This is a genomic window from Streptomyces sp. NPDC057002 (genome assembly GCF_042673825.1).
Taxonomy (GTDB): Bacteria; Actinomycetota; Actinomycetes; order Streptomycetales; family Streptomycetaceae; genus Streptomyces.
In genome coordinates, this window is the sequence record NZ_JBHURZ010000003.1 from 1,008,413 (window position 1) to 1,025,035 (window position 16,623).

Annotated in this window: 18 protein-coding genes; 11 read left to right on the forward strand and 7 right to left on the reverse strand. The window is 70.7% G+C overall.

Going from position 1 to position 16,623, the window contains the following annotated elements:
- Positions 1 to 127 precede the first annotated feature (127 nt).
- From ACFT32_RS19415 to hisN, 3 genes are all read right to left on the reverse strand, one after another.
- On the reverse strand, positions 128 to 544 hold the full coding sequence (locus ACFT32_RS19415) for a Fur family transcriptional regulator (protein ID WP_382490476.1): 417 nt from the start codon (positions 542 to 544) through the stop codon (positions 128 to 130).
- A gap of 169 nt (positions 545 to 713) precedes the next feature.
- Positions 714 to 1,106, reverse strand: coding sequence for a cyclic nucleotide-binding/CBS domain-containing protein (locus ACFT32_RS19420; RefSeq protein WP_382490477.1), 393 nt, complete (start codon positions 1,104 to 1,106; stop codon positions 714 to 716).
- A gap of 132 nt (positions 1,107 to 1,238) precedes the next feature.
- The gene (hisN, locus tag ACFT32_RS19425; RefSeq protein ID WP_382490478.1) at positions 1,239 to 2,039 is read right to left on the reverse strand and encodes a histidinol-phosphatase; all 801 of its coding nucleotides are present in this window, start codon (positions 2,037 to 2,039) and stop codon (positions 1,239 to 1,241) included.
- 225 nt (positions 2,040 to 2,264) lie between these two features.
- Between hisN and ACFT32_RS19430 the strand changes: the two genes are divergently transcribed.
- Complete coding sequence (locus ACFT32_RS19430) at positions 2,265 to 2,873, forward strand: TetR/AcrR family transcriptional regulator (protein WP_382490479.1); 609 nt, start codon at positions 2,265 to 2,267, stop codon at positions 2,871 to 2,873.
- 7 nt (positions 2,874 to 2,880) lie between these two features.
- On the opposite strand, the gene ACFT32_RS19435 is transcribed toward ACFT32_RS19430, so the two are convergent.
- The 4 genes from ACFT32_RS19435 to ACFT32_RS19450 all read right to left on the reverse strand — a co-directional run bounded on the left by ACFT32_RS19435 (position 2,881) and on the right by ACFT32_RS19450 (position 6,481).
- Positions 2,881 to 3,204 carry a multidrug efflux SMR transporter gene (locus ACFT32_RS19435; protein ID WP_193481056.1) on the reverse strand — a complete coding sequence of 108 codons (324 nt, stop codon included), beginning with the start codon at positions 3,202 to 3,204 and terminating at the stop codon, positions 2,881 to 2,883.
- Positions 3,205 to 3,303: 99 nt separating this feature from the next.
- Positions 3,304 to 4,314, reverse strand: a complete 1,011-nt coding sequence (rsgA, locus tag ACFT32_RS19440; protein WP_382490482.1) for a ribosome small subunit-dependent GTPase A — start codon at positions 4,312 to 4,314, stop codon at positions 3,304 to 3,306.
- Positions 4,315 to 4,331: 17 nt separating this feature from the next.
- Positions 4,332 to 5,648 carry a 3-phosphoshikimate 1-carboxyvinyltransferase gene (gene aroA / locus ACFT32_RS19445; RefSeq protein ID WP_382490484.1) on the reverse strand — a complete coding sequence of 439 codons (1,317 nt, stop codon included), beginning with the start codon at positions 5,646 to 5,648 and terminating at the stop codon, positions 4,332 to 4,334.
- A gap of 110 nt (positions 5,649 to 5,758) precedes the next feature.
- Positions 5,759 to 6,481, reverse strand: a complete 723-nt coding sequence (locus ACFT32_RS19450; RefSeq protein WP_382490486.1) for a M50 family metallopeptidase — start codon at positions 6,479 to 6,481, stop codon at positions 5,759 to 5,761.
- Between the two features lie 50 nt (positions 6,482 to 6,531).
- Here ACFT32_RS19450 and ACFT32_RS19455 point away from each other — a divergent pair, with 50 nt between their 5' ends.
- From ACFT32_RS19455 to ACFT32_RS19500, 10 genes are all read left to right on the forward strand, one after another.
- Entirely contained in the window at positions 6,532 to 7,347 is an 816-nt protein-coding gene (locus ACFT32_RS19455; protein WP_382490488.1) for an SOS response-associated peptidase, read from the forward strand.
- Between the two features lies 1 nt (position 7,348).
- Positions 7,349 to 7,987, forward strand: coding sequence for an alpha/beta family hydrolase (locus ACFT32_RS19460; RefSeq protein WP_382490489.1), 639 nt, complete (start codon positions 7,349 to 7,351; stop codon positions 7,985 to 7,987).
- Between the two features lie 256 nt (positions 7,988 to 8,243).
- Positions 8,244 to 8,930, forward strand: coding sequence for an RNA polymerase sigma factor SigR (sigR, locus tag ACFT32_RS19465; protein WP_189723136.1), 687 nt, complete (start codon positions 8,244 to 8,246; stop codon positions 8,928 to 8,930).
- Positions 8,927 to 9,238, forward strand: a complete 312-nt coding sequence (gene rsrA, locus ACFT32_RS19470; RefSeq protein WP_031103063.1) for a mycothiol system anti-sigma-R factor — start codon at positions 8,927 to 8,929, stop codon at positions 9,236 to 9,238. The genes sigR and rsrA overlap by 4 nt, the downstream gene beginning before the upstream one ends.
- 163 nt (positions 9,239 to 9,401) lie before the next feature.
- Entirely contained in the window at positions 9,402 to 10,733 is a 1,332-nt protein-coding gene (locus tag ACFT32_RS19475; RefSeq protein ID WP_382490491.1) for an HD-GYP domain-containing protein, read from the forward strand.
- Entirely contained in the window at positions 10,730 to 11,977 is a 1,248-nt protein-coding gene (locus ACFT32_RS19480) for an HD-GYP domain-containing protein (protein ID WP_382490493.1), read from the forward strand. Before ACFT32_RS19475 ends, ACFT32_RS19480 begins: the two co-directional genes overlap by 4 nt.
- Before the next feature lie 117 nt (positions 11,978 to 12,094).
- Positions 12,095 to 13,075: a tetratricopeptide repeat protein gene (locus tag ACFT32_RS19485; RefSeq protein ID WP_382490761.1), complete on the forward strand. Its 981-nt coding sequence runs from the start codon at positions 12,095 to 12,097 to the stop codon at positions 13,073 to 13,075.
- 139 nt (positions 13,076 to 13,214) lie between these two features.
- Entirely contained in the window at positions 13,215 to 13,865 is a 651-nt protein-coding gene (gene def / locus ACFT32_RS19490) for a peptide deformylase (protein ID WP_382490495.1), read from the forward strand.
- Between the two features lie 295 nt (positions 13,866 to 14,160).
- Positions 14,161 to 15,246, forward strand: coding sequence for an epi-isozizaene synthase (gene cyc1, locus ACFT32_RS19495; RefSeq protein WP_382490497.1), 1,086 nt, complete (start codon positions 14,161 to 14,163; stop codon positions 15,244 to 15,246).
- Complete coding sequence (locus ACFT32_RS19500; RefSeq protein ID WP_382490499.1) at positions 15,243 to 16,610, forward strand: cytochrome P450; 1,368 nt, start codon at positions 15,243 to 15,245, stop codon at positions 16,608 to 16,610. The genes cyc1 and ACFT32_RS19500 overlap by 4 nt, the downstream gene beginning before the upstream one ends.
- The last annotated feature ends 13 nt before the right edge of the window (positions 16,611 to 16,623 follow it).

Below are 16,623 nucleotides of genomic sequence, written 5' to 3' on the forward strand. Positions count from 1 at the left end.
CTCGCGGAGTGCGGAACGGACTGGTGGGTGCCGTTGACCATATGACGACCCGTCAGATACGGGAAGTGCGCAGACACGGACAAGCCCCGGCATCCATCGATGCCGGGGCTGTCGGGAAGGAGAGGGGCTAGGCGGCCGCGCAGTTGGGGCAGACGCCGCGGTACGTCACCTCGACGTCCGAGACCGTGAAGCCGAAGCGCTCCGAGTCGGGGAGGTCCGCCAGCGGGTTGCCGATCGGGTGGACGTCCCGGATCGCGCCGCACCGGGCGCAGACCAGGTGGTGGTGCGGCTGATGCGCGTTCGGGTCGTACCGCTTGGCGCGCTGGTCGGTGGAGACCTCGAGCACCTCGCCGAGGGTCACGAGCTCGCCGAGCGTGTTGTAGACGGTCGCCCGGGAGATCTCGGGCAGCTTGGCGACGGCCCGGGCGTGGACCTCGTCGGCCGTCAGGTGGACGTGTTCGCCGTCGAGGACCTCGGCCACGACACGCCGCTGCGCGGTCATCCGCCATCCGCGTCCGCGCAGCCGTTCCAGAAGGTCACTCATGACCACCAGCCTAACAGCAAAACGGACCAGGTCCCGAACAGGTGTGAGTTTAGAATCTCAACTGTTTTAGACGCTGTCTAGTGCGAGCCGGGCGAGGCAGGGCGAGGGGTGGCGCGGGGTGTGGCGCCCGGGCCGGCCCCCTGGACAGGGTGCCGGCCCGGTCGTGCTGTCAGGCGGGCACCTGCTGGCGGGCCGGTACCCAGCAGCGGATGATGTCGCGGACCGAGACGATGCCGGCGGGTTCGTCGTCGTCCAGCACGATGAGATGGCGGAAGCCGCCGTGCGTCATGGCTCGTGCCGCCTCCTCCAGGGTCCAGGCCGGAGCCGCGAACACGACGTCGGTGGTGGTGTGGGCGTGGGCGCGTTCCGTGTCCGGGTCCTGACCCTTGCCCACGGAGTTGAGGATGTCGCGTTCGGTGAGGATGCCGATGCCGCCGGCGTCGGGGTCGTGGACCACGGCCGCCCCGACCCGCCGCGCGGACATCAGCGTGGCGGCCTGTCGAAGGGTGTGGGTCGGGCCGATGGTGAGGACGACGGTGCTCATGGCGTCACGGACGAGCATGGATCGAGCCACCTCCTGGGAGTGTCCCCTCCGTTTGTTCAGCGTTTCACAAATTCACAAGTTGGGGGGACTCCCAGGGTGGCAGGCAAAGGGAGGGTCAACAAGGGGGCGCTCGGTAACAGCGGGGCGCACTCAGTAGCGCTGGTTGAGATATCCGAGCAACTCGTCGTGCAGCAGACCGTTCGACGCGGCGGCGTCGCCGCTGTGCGGGCCCGGGCGGGCGTCGAGTCCGGTGAAGGTGCCGCCGGCCTCGGTGACGATGATCGCGGTGGCGGCCATGTCCCACAGCGACAGCTCCGGCTCGGCGCACATGTCGATGGAGCCTTCGGCGACCATCATGTACGGCCAGAAGTCGCCGTACGCGCGCGTGCGCCACACCTCTCGGGTGAGGTCCAGGAAGCCGTCCAGACGGCCCTGCGCCTCCCAGCCGCTGAGCGACGAGTACGCGAAGGAGGCGTCGGCGAGCTTGTTGACGCGGGAGACGTTCAGGCGGGAGGCCTTGGTGAGGCTGCGGCCGGTGAAGGCGCCGTGGCCCTTCGCGGCCCACCAGCGGCGGCCGAGGGCCGGGGCGGAGACGACGCCGACGACGGGCTGGAAACCGCCCTCGCCGGCCTCCATCAGGGAGATGAGGGTGGCCCAGACGGGGACGCCGCGTACGTAGTTCTTGGTGCCGTCGATCGGGTCGATGACCCAGCGGCGGGGGCCGGTGCCCTCGACGCCGTACTCCTCCCCGAGGATCGCGTCCCTCGGGCGGGCGCGCTGGAGTTGACCGCGGATGAGTTCTTCCGCGGCCTTGTCCGCTTCGCTCACCGGCGTCATGTCCGGTTTGGTCTCGACCTTGAGGTCGAGGGCCTTGAACCGGTCCGTCGTCGCGGCGTCGGCGGCGTCGGCGAGGACGTGGGAGAGACGCAGATCGTCGAGGTAGTCGGGCATGTAACGAACCTATCTGCCGAGGTGGGGGTGGGGCTACAGGGGGTTTGTGCCGGGGTGTGGGGGCGTTGTGGTCGCCTGACGCGCAGGGAGGCGGTCCCGGCTCGACCTCCGGAGGCACCCGCGCAGGTCGGCTCAAAGGCGCCCCCGCATGCCTTCGTGAACCCTTGACAGTGGTTGCACGCGCGTCAAACCTGGGCGCAGAGCCGCCGGCCCCAAGGGGAGGCAATGATGCCTGCAGCGCGGGAATCTCTGTTGGACGCCGCCTACGCGGCGCTGGCGCGCCGATCGTGGTCCGCCGTGCGGATGGTGGACGTGGCCCTGGCGGCCGGAGTGTCCCGGCAGACGCTGTACAACGAGTTCGGCAGCAAGGACGGCCTCGCCCGGGCGCTCGTGAGGAGAGAGGCCGACGGATATCTCGCCGGTGTGGACCGTGCGCTCGCCGGGCACAGCGACCTCCGCGACCGGCTCACCGCCACCGCCGAGTGGACCACGTCGGTGGCCCGCGAGAACGCCCTGGTCCGCGCCATGCTCACCGGCTGCTGGAGCGAACGGCTGCCCTCGCCGACCCTCTCGGCCGTGCCCTCCACCTCCGCCGTGCCGGCCCAGCGCCGCGCCGACGGCCCGCTGCCCTCACCCGGCGACCTCGTCACCCTCATCCGCGACCGGGCCGTCACCGTCCTGTCCGGGCCCGGCACACCCAAGTCGGACTCCGCCGATCTGGCCCGCTCCTGCGAACTCGCCGTCCGGCTCGCCCTGTCGTGCGTGGCCGCGCCACCCGGCGAGGGCGGCGTCACCGACCTGGTTCGCGGCGCCCTGCACCGGCAGCCCGGGTGACAGGGCGTCAGTGCGCCGAGCCCGACAACTGCAGCCCGATCACGCCGACGATGACGAGACTGATCGACACCAGCTTCAGCGTCGACACCAGGTCGCCCAGGAACACCATGCCGTAGATCGCCGTCCCCGCCGCCCCGATGCCGGTCCACACCGCGTACGCGGGACCCACGTCGAGTCTCCTCAGTGCCAGGGTCAGCAGCCCGAAGCTGCCGAGGGCGAAGACGCAGAACGCGACCGTCGGCCAGAGCCGTGTGAAGCCGTGTGACAGCTTCAGGCACACGGCGAAGCCGGTCTCCAGCAACCCGGCCACGATGACCAGCAGCCACGCCATGAGCCGTTCCTCCCGTATCCCACGTTCAGTGACCGCTTGCCGCCCGCTTGGTGCGATTATGCCCTTACCGTCCGCACGGCATGACAAACAACGCTGAGGTCAGTCGCCTTCCTTCCGCTCCCGCGTGGCCAGCAGCCGTCGCAATGAGTACAGCCGCGCCGGGTCCCCGTGCCCCTCGGCCACCCACGCGTCCAGCGCGCAGTCCTGCTCGTCGTGGCTGCACGCGCGCGGGCAGCCCTCCGTGCCCGGCTCCAGGTCGGGGAAGGCGTGGATGACCCGTGACGGGTCCACGTGGTGCAGCCCGAAGGACCGCAGGCCCGGGGTGTCGATCACCCAGCCGTCGTTGTCCGACAGCGGCAGCGCCAGAGCGGAGGTGGTGGTGTGCCGGCCGCGTCCCGTCACCGCGTTCACATGCCCGGTCGTACGCCGGCGCTCCTCCGGCACGAGGGCGTTGACCAGGGTCGTCTTGCCGACCCCGGAGTGCCCGACGAACGCCGTGATCTTGCCGTCGAGCTGCTCCCGCACCCGGGCGAGGGCGACACCGCTGTCCAGTTCCGCGCGGCTCGTGACGACGTAGGGGATGTCGAGGTCGCCGTACAGCTCCAGCAGCTTGTCGGGCGGGGCGAGGTCCGACTTGGTCAGCACCAGCAGCGGCTCCAGGCCACCGTCGTAGGCCGCGACCAGGCAGCGGTCGATCAGGCGTGGGCGGGGCTCCGGGTCGGCCAGGGCGGTGACGATGGCCAGCTGGTCCGCGTTGGCGACGACCACGCGCTCGAACGGATCGTCGTCGTCCGCCGTACGGCGCAGCACGGACGTGCGCTCCGCGATGCGGACGATCCGGGCGAGCGTGTCCTTCTTGCCGGACAGGTCGCCCACGAGGGCCACGCGGTCGCCGACCACGGCGGCCTTGCGGCCCAGCTCGCGGGCCTTCATCGCCATCACCACATGGTCATCGACGAGGCAGGTGAGCCGGCCCCGGTCGACGGTGAGGACGAGACCCTCGGCGGCGTCCTCGTGCTTGGGCCTGATGTTCGTCCGGGGCCGGGTGTTCCGACGGCCGGGACGGGTGCGGATGTCGTCCTCGTCGGTGTGCTTGCCGTAGCGGCGCATGACGTGATCCCTGCGTCCTACGCCCCGAGCATCCCGGTCCACAGATCGGGGAAGTCGGGCAGGGTCTTGGCCGTCGTCGCCACGTTCTCGATCTGTACTCCCTCCACCGCGAGACCGATGATCGCGCCGGCCGTGGCCATGCGGTGGTCGTCGTACGTGTGGAAGATCCCGCCGTGCAGCCGGCGCGGGCGGATGTGGAGGCCGTCGGCGGTCTCCGTCACGTCGCCGCCGAGCTCGTTGATCTCCTTCGTCAGCGCGGCCAGCCGGTCCGTCTCGTGCAGCCGCAGATGGGCCACGCCACGCAGGGTCGAGGGGGAGTCGGCGAGGGCCGCGACCGCCGCGATACCCGGTGTCAGCTCGCCGACCTCGCTCAGGTCGACATCGATGCCGTGGACCGATCCGGAGCCGGTGAACGCCAGGCCGTACTCGGTCAGTTCGCAGGAGCCGCCCATCTCGGTGAAGATCTCGCGCAGCCGGTCACCGGGCTGGGTGGTGCGGGCCGGCCAGGCCGGGACGACGACCTTGCCGCCGGTCACCAGCGCGGCCGCCAGGAACGGCTGGGCGTTGGACAGGTCCGGCTCGATGACCAGGTCCCGGCCGAGCAGGGCGCCCGGCGTGACCCGCCAGACGTTCGGCTCGCCGCCCGACTCGGGCGTGTCCACCTGGGCGCCGACCGCACGCAGCATGTCGACGGTCATGCGGATGTGCGGCATGGAGGGCAGCGTGCTGCCGGTGTGGCGGACCTCGACGCCCTGGTTGAAGCGCGGCCCGGACAGCAGCAGCGCGCTCACGAACTGCGACGAGGAGGACGCGTCGATCGCGACCTGCCCGCCCTCCAGGGCACCGCTGCCGTGCACGGTCATCGGCAGCGCGCCGCGGCCGTCGTCGTCGATCCGGGCGCCGAGGTGACGCAGCGCGTCGATGACTCCGTTCAGGGGACGCTCGTAGGAGCGGGGGTCGCCGTCGAACCGGACGGGACCGTCGGCGAGCGTGGCGACCGGCGGCAGGAACCGCATCACCGTGCCGGCGTTGCCGACGTCGACCGTGGCCGGTCCGCGCAGGCCCGTGGGGAGCACACGCCAGGCCTCGCCGGTGCCGTCCGGGCCCACGCCCTCCTCGATCTCGATGCCCATCGCGCGCAGGGCGCCGGCCATCAGCAGGGTGTCGCGGGAGCGCAGGGGGCGGCGCAGCCAGCCGGGCTCGGAGGCGAGGGAGGCGAGGACGAGGGCGCGGTTGGTGACTGACTTGGACCCGGGCACGTGGACCGTCGCGTCGACGGCTCCGCTCGCGTGCGGGGCGGGCCAGAGGGCGGTTTCTGCGGTGTTCGGGGCCATGCCTTTACTTTATAAGCAGGCAGGGAGGCGAGTAGTTCTTCGGGTGCGGCACCGTTGTGGTTGCGCGCGCCGTTCCCCGCGCCCCTGGTGATGCCCCCCTTCGGGGCGCATCACATGTCCAGCAGCCAGCGACCCCCACCGATCAGCGAGCACAGCGACACCGCGTGGAACAGGAAGAACCACAGCGCCGCCGGTACGTGGGTCAGCCGCGACAGCTGGTCCGCGTCCGAGTCGCCCGCCCCGCCCCGCGACCGCTTCGCCTGGAGTTCGAACGCCGGGCGCACCCCGCCCAGCAGCAGGAACCACACCACCACATAGGCGAACGCCGCCTGTACCTGAGGGCCGGCCAGCCAGGACACCAGGACGAACAGGCCGCCGGTGACGATCATGGTCAGGGCGCCGTACGCGTTGCGGATCATCACGAGCATGATCAGGAGCAGGGCCGTGGCCAGCCAGAGCAGGAGCGTGATGCGGCCGGCGCCCAGCAGGGCCGCTCCGCCCAGGCCCAGCAGGGGCGGGGCGGTGTAGCCGGCGGCGGCCGTGAGGATCATGCCGATGCCGTGCGGCTTGCCGCGGCTGACGGTCAGGCCGCTGGTGTCCGAGTGCAGCCGTATGCCGGTGAGCGTGCGGCCGGTCAGCAGGGCCACGAGCCCGTGGCCGCCCTCGTGGGCGATGGTGATGGCGTTGCGGGAGATGCGCCACAGGCCGTGCGGGATCACCACGGCGAGCGCGACGGCCAGAGTCGCGAGCACCACCCACAGGTCGGGGTCGGGCTGCGTGCCGGAGACCTCGTCCCAGAGGGAGGCGAGCGAGGCGGTAGCGGTGCTGTCCATGTAAGGCGTTGGCTCCCTGTGGTCGGATGGAATCTGGCAGTGTGGCACGTATGTGCGGACGGTATTCAGCGAGTCGCAGGCCAGAGGATCTCGCAGGAATCTTTGAGATCGAGAAGTGGGAGCCCGAGGAGACCCTCGAGCCGGACTACAACGTGGCGCCCACCAAAGAGGTCTACGCCGTCCTCGACCGCCCTCTGAAAGACGTGGACGACCCGCGGCCGGTTCGGCAGCTGCGCAAGCTGAAGTGGGGGCTCGTCCCGTCCTGGTCGAAGACGCCCGAGGGCGGCGCCCGGATGATCAACGCCCGCGCGGAGACCGTCCACGAGAAGCCGTCCTTCCGTCGCGCCTTCACCTCCCGGCGCTGCGTCCTGCCGGCCGACGGCTACTACGAGTGGGTCACCGGCACCCAGGAGCGCGAGCTGGAGGTCGAGGGGAAGAAGAAGCGGCCCCGCAAGCAGCCGTACTTCGTGACACCGGCCGACGGGTCGGTCTTCGCCATGGCCGGGCTGTACGAGTTCTGGAAGGACAGGACGCTGCCCGACGACCACCCGCAGTCCTGGTGGGTGACGTGCTCCGTCATCACCACCGAGGCCGAGACGAGCCCGCTGGCGGTGTCCCCGGCGGACGGTCCCCGGGCCCTGGCCGAGATCCACCCCCGGATGCCGCTGATGCTCACGCCCGACCGCTGGGACGCCTGGCTGGACCCGTCCCGCACGGACGCAGACGACCTGCGCGGGCTGCTCGCCCCGCCGCCCGCCGGGCTGATGCGCGCCTACCCGGTCACCACGGCCGTCAGCAACGTCCGGAACAACGGGCCGGAGCTGCTGAAGGAGCTGGAAGGCCCCGAAGAGGGCACACTCTTCTGACGTGAGTTCCGACACGACCGAGATCATCGAGACCGAGGCGGGCCCCGCCCGGATCACCTGGCACCGGGCGAAGAAGGCGCGGCTGGTGCTCGCCGTCAGCCATGGCGCCGGCGGCGGTATCGAGGCCCGCGATCTGACGGCACTGGCCGCCGTCCTCCCCGCCCACGGGGTGACCGTGGCCCGTGTGGAGCAGCCCTGGCGGGTGGCCGGGAAGAAGCTGGCGCCCGCGCCCAAGACCCTGGACGTCGGCTGGCGCGGCATCTGGCCCGCGCTGGCCGGGCCCGGACTGCCGGTCGTGTCCGGCGGCCGCAGCGCCGGGGCCCGGGTGGCCTGCCGTACCGCAGTCGAACTGGGCGCCCACGCGGTCCTCGCCCTCAGCTTCCCGCTCCACCCGCCGGGCAAGCCGGAGAAGTCCCGGGCGGACGAACTGCTCGGTTCCGGGGTGCCCACCCTGGTTGTCCAGGGCGGGAACGACCCGTTCGGGAAGCCGGAGGAATTCCCGGCGGGTTCGTACGAATTCGTCGAGGTGCCGTACGGCGATCACGGCTTCGCCGTCCCCAAGCGTGCGGAGATCTCGCAGGAGGAGGCCGTGGCGCTCATCACGGACGCGGTCCTGGAGTGGACCGGGTCACTCGGGTAAAGCTCCGGGAATGCCGGGGCGGCGAGCACTGTTGTGCGGGACGTACGTGCTGGAGACCAGCACAGACGCCGTAGGAGAGGAAGTCCGCCGCATGGGTTCGACCATCTGCCCGAGCCGCAGCAGCCGTGCCGACCTGGAGTGGACGGTGCTGCACGCGGCCAGGACCGCCCCTGTTCGGGCGGCGGGCGGACCGGATCGTCGTCTATCCTCCGATTCGGGTGAGACCGGTCTCGGTCTCACGAGAACACTCGAGGAGGTGGGTCCGGTCACTGGGACCGACGCAGGGACCGAACACGGCCAGGCGGAGCAGCCCGAGGGCCAGGGCGGCACGGGCGCGGAGACGGCCGCGGAGCGCAGTGCGCGCTTCGAGCGGGACGCGCTCGAGTTCCTCGACCAGATGTACTCGGCCGCGCTGCGCATGACGCGCAACCCGGCCGACGCCGAGGACCTGGTGCAGGAGACGTACGCCAAGGCGTACGCGTCCTTCCACCAGTTCCGCGAGGGCACCAACCTCAAGGCGTGGCTGTACCGGATCCTCACCAACACCTTCATCAACTCGTACCGCAAGAAGCAGCGCGAACCTCAGCGCTCCGCGGCCGAGGAGATCGAGGACTGGCAGCTCGCCCGCGCCGAGTCGCACATGTCGACCGGTCTGCGCTCCGCGGAGTCGCAGGCGCTCGACCACCTGCCCGACTCGGACGTGAAGGAAGCGCTCCAGGCGATCCCCGAGGAGTTCCGTATCGCCGTGTATCTCGCGGACGTCGAGGGGTTTGCCTACAAGGAGATCGCCGACATCATGGGGACACCCATCGGTACGGTGATGTCCCGGCTGCACCGGGGCCGCCGTCAGCTGCGCGGCATGCTGGAGGACTACGCCCGTGACCGTGGGATGGTCCCGGCCGGCGCCGGAGAGTCGAACGAAGCGAAAGGCTCGGGGTCATGAGCTGCGGAGAGCCGCACGAGACGGATTGCAGCGAAATCCTCGATCATCTCTACGAGTTCCTCGACCGTGAGATGCCGGACTCGGACTGCGTGAAGTTCGAGCACCACTTCGAGGAATGCTCGCCCTGCCTCGAGAAGTACGGGCTCGAGCAGGCCGTGAAGAAGCTGGTCAAGCGCTGCTGCGGGCATGACGACGTGCCGGGCGACCTGCGGGCCAAGGTCATGGGGCGGATCGACCTGATCCGTTCCGGCCAGGCGGTCCCCGACCAGGACGTCACGGCCTCGCCTGCCACGCCCCAGGAGTCCTGACACTCCTGCGCTTTTCAACTACCCCGCCTCTCCAGGGGTAGTCATCCTCAAGTCACCCTCGAACGCGTCACTCGAACGTGCTAATCCACGGGCTATCGGCCCGTGGAGCCCCCCAGTGCCGTCCTAGGCTCCCGGCCTGACGGACATGGCCGGGGAGGGGCTCATGGAAGCGGTATCGGCTCGGGCACGTGTGTATGTCGCCTCTGTCGCCGTCGCCGCCCTGTGCTGTCTGCTCCCGCTGCCGGGCGTCCGTACGCCCTGGTGGGCGGTCGCCCTGCTCGCCGCGCTGTACGCCGGGTGCGAGCGCGTCGCCCGGTCCCGGTTCGTCGGCATCTCGCACCCGGCCGGGACCTTCTACCCCGTGCTCCTCGCCGGCGCCTTCCTGCTGCCGGCGCCCGCCGCCGCCCTGGTCGCCGTGCCCGCCGCGCTGCTCTCGCCCGTCGGGCAGCGGCCCGTGGCGCTGCGGCGGATCTGGCGGGCCGCCCAGCTCGTCCTCGGAGTGTGGGCCGCGGCCCGGGTGCACTGGGTGCTCGGCGGGCGGGACGCGGTCGTCGCGGGCGACGTCCCCTACGCGCTCGGGCCGGCCGGGGCCGCCGTGCTGGCGTTCTGCCTGGTGCTCGCGCTGCTGGACGGCGGGATCCTCGCCGCCGCCGAGCGGGTACCGGTGCGGCGTGCCTGGCGGGGGCTGGTGGCGCGTTCGCTCGCGCCGATCGCCGTGCACGGGCTCGCCGGGCTGATGATGGCCGTCCTGTGGCGCAGCCCGTACGGTCCCGTGGCCGCGCTGCTCGTGCTGCTGCCGATGTGCGTCTCGTGGTGGGCGTTCGCGCAGTACCACCGGGAACGGGCCGCCCACCAGGCGACCATCCGGGCGCTGGTCCAGGCTGTGGACATCAAGGACGGGTACACGCGCGGGCACAGCGAGCGCGTCGGGCAGGCGTCCATGATGATCGCGCGTGAGCTGGGCATGGACGACGAGCGCGTCGAGGTGCTCCGCTTCGCCGGGATCCTGCACGACGTCGGCAAGCTGGGCGTGCCCACCCGGCTGCTCAGGAAGAACGGGCCGCTGACCCCCGAGGAACGGCGCGTGATCGAGCTGCACCCCGAGTACGGGCACGAGATGGTGCGCGGCATCGGCTTCCTCGGGGAGGCCCGTGCCGCCGTACTGCACCACCACGAGCGGCTGGACGGCAGCGGGTACCCGTACGGGCTGGTGGGCCGTCAGATCCCGGAGTCCGCACGGGTCGTGGCGGTCGCCGACGCCTTCGACGCCATGACCTCCACCCGGAGCTACAGCAGGGCCTGCCCCGTCCCGGTGGCCCTGGAGGAACTGGAGCGGTGCGCGGGCAGCCACTTCGACCCCGTGATGGTCGCGGCCCTGGTCGAGGCCGTACGGCGGGCGGGCTGGCACCCCGCGGTGACCGCCGACGACGCCCGCACACCCCGGGTGCCCGCGCCCGGCGCGCCCGTCTCCAGCCGGCCGGGAGCACACCGGTGAGCGCGTGCGGGGCGCCGCTCCTGCGCACCCTCGTCCACGCCTCCGCCGCCCTCCTCGCCACGAGCTCCCTCGCCGTCACCCTCTACAACGGACTCGAGGAACGCCGCGTCGCCCTCGCCTTCGGGGTCCTCGTCACCGTCGGGGAGCTCACCCGGCGCAACGGCGCGCGGATCCGGGAACCGGCACCGCTCGGGGCCGCGGCGGCCCTGTCGTACGCCCTGCTCGGGGAGGCCGGCGGGCGGGCCACGCACCACGGCCTGGCCCAGGTCGTCGCCGTCGTACTGGCCGCCTCACTGCTCGGCAGCGTGCCGCATGTCGCGCGCGGGCAGGGGCCCACGCTCGACCATCTCGCGCGCCGCATGCTCACCGTCGGATTCGTCGCCGTGTGCTTCCAGCCCCCGTACAACCGGGGGATGTTCGACGACTGGGGCGGACCCGCCTACGCGCTGCTGCTGCTCGCGCTGCTGTCCCTGACCGCCCTGTGCGACGCGGTGCTCGCCGCCGCCCTGGCCCACTCCCGCACCGGCTGGCCCTTCGGCCCGGTGCTGCGGGACGAGCTGCGGGCCGTGTGCGGCATCGGGTCCGCCGTCATCGCGACCGGGGCCGTGATGGCGCTCGCGGTCGCCGTCGTCGGGCTGTGGGCGCTGCCCGTCTTCTCCGTGCCGCTGCTGCTCGCCCAGATGTCGTTCCGGCGGTACGCCGCCGTCCGGGCCACCTACCGGCAGACCATCGCCTCCCTCGCGCGGGCCACCGAGGTCGCCGGCTACACCCCCTGCGGGCACGCCCGGCGCGTCGCCGCGCTCGGCCAGGCGGTGGGGCGGGACCTGGGCCTGACCGAGCCCGAACTGGCCGTGCTGGAGTACGCCGCGCTCATGCACGACATCGGCCAGCTGAGCCTCGTCGACCCGGTGCCGGCGGGCGCCACCGCCGACCTGCCCGCGGCGGAACAGCGGCGGATCGCGCTGCTCGGCGGTGCCGTCGTACGTCATACGGGGGTCGACGAGACGGTCGCCGTGGTCGTGGAGCGGCAGGCCGACCCCTACGCCGAGCAGCCGCTCGCCGCGCGAATCGTCCGGGCCGTGAACGCGTACGAGGAGAAGTCCAGGGAAGGCGGGCCCGGCGGGCCGCTGACGGCGCTGGAGGAACTCCGGCTCGCCACCGCCGGGAAGTACGCGCCGGAGGTGGTGGAATCACTGGCCCGGGTACTGGCAAGGAGCAGTCTGACTCTGCCCGTGGCTGGGTAACCCATGGGTAATGAGCGCCTCGGAGGCCGTACGTGGTTGGATGCGAAGGAGAAGGTGTCCGGGGGCTCGAAACACAGCTACGGCCAGCCCACCGCACGGAACTGGCAGGCGGGAATCGTGAGGATCTTCGGCAAGGGACGGCACCGGCCCTCCGCCTCCTGGCGGCAGGCCACAGACCGGGCGTTCACACTTATCGGCGACGGCCGGTACGAGGACGCGGGCGCACTGTTGACACGTGCCGCCGACCTGGAGCCCTGGTTGTCCGAGTCGTGGTTCAACCTGGCCCTGCTGCACAAGTTCCGGCACGATTGGGAGCAGGCGCGGGCGGCGGGCCTCAGGGCCGTGGCCCTGCTCGACCGGGACACCGGCGCGCCCGACTGGTGGAACGTCGGCATCGCCGCGACCGCCCTCCAGGACTGGCCGCTGGCCCGGCGCGCCTGGCAGGCCTACGGGCTGCGGATGCCGGGTTCCGCCACGGCCGCCGGCGAGCCCGTCGGCATGGACCTCGGCAGCGCGGCCGTACGGCTGTCCCCGGAGGGGGAGGCCGAGGTCGTGTGGGGGCGGCGGCTGGATCCCGCGCGGATCGAGGTGCTGTCCATTCCGCTGCCGTCGTCGGGGCGGCGCTGGGGCGAGGTCGTGCTGCACGACGGGGTGCCGCACGGGGAGCGGACCACGGCCGCCGGGCACACGTACCCGGTGTTCGACGAGATCGAGCTGTGGGCGCCGTCGCCGGTGCCGACGTGGGTGGTGCTGCTGGAGGCGGCGACCGAGGCGGACCGGGACGCGCTGGAGCAGCTGGCGGGGGATGCCGGGTTCGCCGCGGAGGACTGGTCCTCTTCGGTGCGCTTGCTGTGCCGGATGTGTTCCGAGTCCCGGATGCCGTCGGACGAGGGTGACGGGGAGCATCTCGATCCGCATGATCACAGTGAGCCGGGGCATCCCGGGCCGCTGGGGCATCGGACGGACGGGCAGCTGTGGGTGCCGGAGCGGGAGTGTGGGCTGGCTGCGCCGGCGTCTCTTGTGCGGGGGTTGCTGGACGGGTGGGTGGCCGACAGTCCTGATTCCCGTGACTGGCGGGATCTGGAAGAGGTCTGTTAGCGCCGTTGTCGGGTGCCGCTGCGTCGTGGTTGCTCGCGCAGTTCCCCGCGCCCCCAAGACAAAGAAGGGCGTCCGAACAGCGGCGTAGTCTGTATCCGCATCTCAGCCCGGTTTGGTTCAGGAAGGCGTACGTAACGTCATGGCTCAGCAGGACACCGATCAGCAGCACGCGGGCGTGCTCCCCGTCGATGACGAGGGGTACGTGATCGACACGGAGGACTGCGAGGAGCGCGAGGCGGCCTGGCGGGAGCGGGGGACCTCGCGGCCGATCACGGTGGTCGGGAACCCGGTGCTGCACAAGGAGTGCAAGGACGTCACCGAGTTCGGCGAGGAGTTCCAGCAGCTCGTCGCGGACATGTTCGCCAGCCAGCGCACCGCCGAGGGCGTGGGCCTGGCCGCCAACCAGATCGGTGTCGACCTGAAGGTCTTCATCTACGACTGCCCCGACGACGACGGCGCCCGGCACACCGGCGTGGTCTGCAACCCCAGGCTCGTCGAACTGCCCGCCGAGAAGCGCCGGCTGGACGACAGCAACGAGGGCTGCCTGTCGGTGCCCACCGCGTACGCGCCGCTCGCCCGGCCCGACTACGCCGAGGTGACCGGGCAGGACGAGAAGGGCAACCCGATCAAGGTGCGCGGCACCGGTTACTTCGCTCGGTGTTTGCAGCACGAGACCGACCACCTCTACGGCTACCTGTACATCGACCGGCTCTCCAAGCGGGAGCGCAAGGACGCGCTGCGGCAGATGGCCGAGAACGAGCCTCGCTACCCCGTGGTCGCGAACGACTGAGACCTCACGAGCACCAGGCGAACGGCGTCTGTTCGGGAATCCCGTCCCGAACAGACGCCGTTCGCCTGTGCCGTTCGTCTGTCCGTCGCACGTTCGATCGCTTCTGCTCTCCTGGTGATCCGTTACCAGTCACACACCGGGAGGATCCCGGCACTGTGGGGTAGTGAATGAAGCAAATGCGTTCCCAGAACGGTCAGTTGTAGTGCTGAATGGGATGAGCGGGGTATGCAACGGCGCACGCCCGGCACGAAGGGAGGGGCGCCCGCGCCAACTGGCGGCTGAGAGGGGTTAGTTCGTGCATGCTTTGCCAGACGGCACCACATCGACACCGACCACCATGGCAGTTCCACCGTCGCTCTCTCTACCGGTGATCGAGGCGGCGTTTCCCCGGCAACTCCACCCGTATTGGCCGAAGTGCCAGGAGAAGACCCGGGCCTGGCTGCTCGAAAAGCGGCTCATGCCCGCGGACAAGGTGGAGGAATATGCCGACGGCCTTTGCTACACCGACCTCATGGCCGGGTACTACATCGGTGCCCCCGACGAGGTCCTCCAGGCGATCGCGGACTACAGCGCCTGGTTCTTCGTCTGGGACGACCGGCACGACCGCGACATCGTGCACGGCCGTCCGGTCGCCTGGCGGCGGCTGCGGGACCGGCTGCACACGGCCCTCGACTTCCCCGGGGCTCATCTGCACCACGAGGACCCACTGGTCGCCGGGTTCGCGGACAGCGTGCTGCGGCTGTACGCGTTCCTGCCGAGGACCTGGAACCTCCGGTTCGCCCGGCACTTCCACGCGGTGGTCGACGCGTACGACCGGGAGTTCCACAACCGTACCCACGGAATCGTGCCCACGGTCGACGAATATCTCCGGTTGCGCCGGCTCACCTTCGCCCACTGGATATGGACGGACCTCCTGGAGCCAGCCGCGGGATGTGAAATACCCGACCCCGTCAGGAAACACCCGGCATACCGACGGGCAGCGCTGCTGAGTCAGGAATTCGCCGCATGGTACAACGACCTCTGCTCCCTTCCCAAGGAAATAGCGGGCGACGAGGTGCACAATCTCGGAATCAGTCTCATCACTCATGAGAAGCTGACTCTGGAGCAGGCGGTCGTGGACCTGAGGTGCCGTGTCGAGAATTGCATCAATGAGTTCCTTGACGTCGAACAGGAAGCATTACTGTTCGCTGACGACCTCGCCGACGGCACCGTGCGGGGAAAGGAACTGAGCGCCGCCGTGCGGGCCTGTCTGGGCAATATGCGCAACTGGTTCAGTTCCGTCTACTGGTTCCACCACGAGTCCGGCCGGTACATGGTCGACAGCTGGGACGACCGGTCCACGCCCCCGTACGTCAACAACGAAGCGGCAGGTGAGAAATGACCGTCGAGTCTGTGCAACCCGAAGCCCTGGCACCGGATCTGCGTGAGCCGCCCCGGGCGGGCGGCGGAGTCCCCGGCCTCGGTCACGGCTTGAAGCTCGTGCGCGACCCGCTGGCGTTCATGTCCCGGCTGCGCGACCACGGTGACGTGGTCCGCCTGAAGCTCGGGCCGAAGACCGTGTACGCCGTCACCACCCCGGACCTCACCGGCGCACTGGCGCTGAGCAACGACTTCATCATCGCCGGGCCGCTCTGGGAGTCCCTGGAGGGCCTGCTCGGCAAGGAGGGGGTGGCCACGGCGAACGGGCCGCGGCACCGGCGCCAGCGGCGCACCATCCAGCCCGCCTTCCGGCTCGACGCCATCCCCGCCTACGGGCCGATCATGGAGGAGGAGGCGCACGCGCTGGCCGAGCGCTGGAGGCCCGGCGACACCGTCGACTGCACCTCCGAGTCCTTCCGGGTGGCCGTGCGCGTCGCGGCCCGCTGTCTGCTGCGCGGCGACTACATGGACGAGCGGGCGGAGCGGCTGTGCGTCGCGCTCGCCACCGTCTTCCGCGGCATGTACCGGCGGATGGTGGTCCCGCTCGGGCCGCTCTACAAGCTGCCGCTCCCGGCCAACCGTGAATTCAACCGGGCATTGGCCGATTTGCATCTCCTGGTCGACGAGATCGTCGCCGAGCGCCGGGCATCCGGTCAAAAGCCGGACGATTTGCTGACGGCATTGCTGGAGGCGAAGGACGAGAATGGCGACCCCATCGGGGAACAGGAGATCCACGATCAGGTCGTCGCGATCCTCACCCCCGGCAGCGAAACCATCGCCTCCACGATCATGTGGCTGTTGCATATGCTCGCGGAACACCCGGAACAGGCGGACCGGGTGCGTGACGAAGTAGAAGCCGTCACCGGTGGGAGGCCGGTGGCATTCAAGGACGTCCGGGGACTCAGGCACACCAACAATGTCGTCGTCGAGGCCATGCGTTTGCGCCCCGCCGTCTGGATTCTGACGCGCCGGGCGGTACGGGACACGGAACTCGGCGGATACCGGATTCCGGCCGGGGCGGACATCGTCTACAGCCCGTTCGCGATCCAGCGCGACGCGAAGTCGTACGAGCGGAACCTGGAGTTCGACCCCGATCGCTGGCTGCCGGACCGCGTCAAGGACATCCCGAAGCACGCCATGAGCCCGTTCAGCGTCGGCAACCGCAAGTGCCCGAGCGACCACTTCTCGATGGCCCAGCTGACGCTGATCACGGCGGCGCTGGCCACGAAGTACCGCTTCGAGCAGGTGGCCGGTTCGAACGACGGCACGCGCGTCGGCATCACGCTCCGGCCGCACGACCTGCTGCTGCGGCCGGTGCCGAGGTGAGGGCCGGTGACCG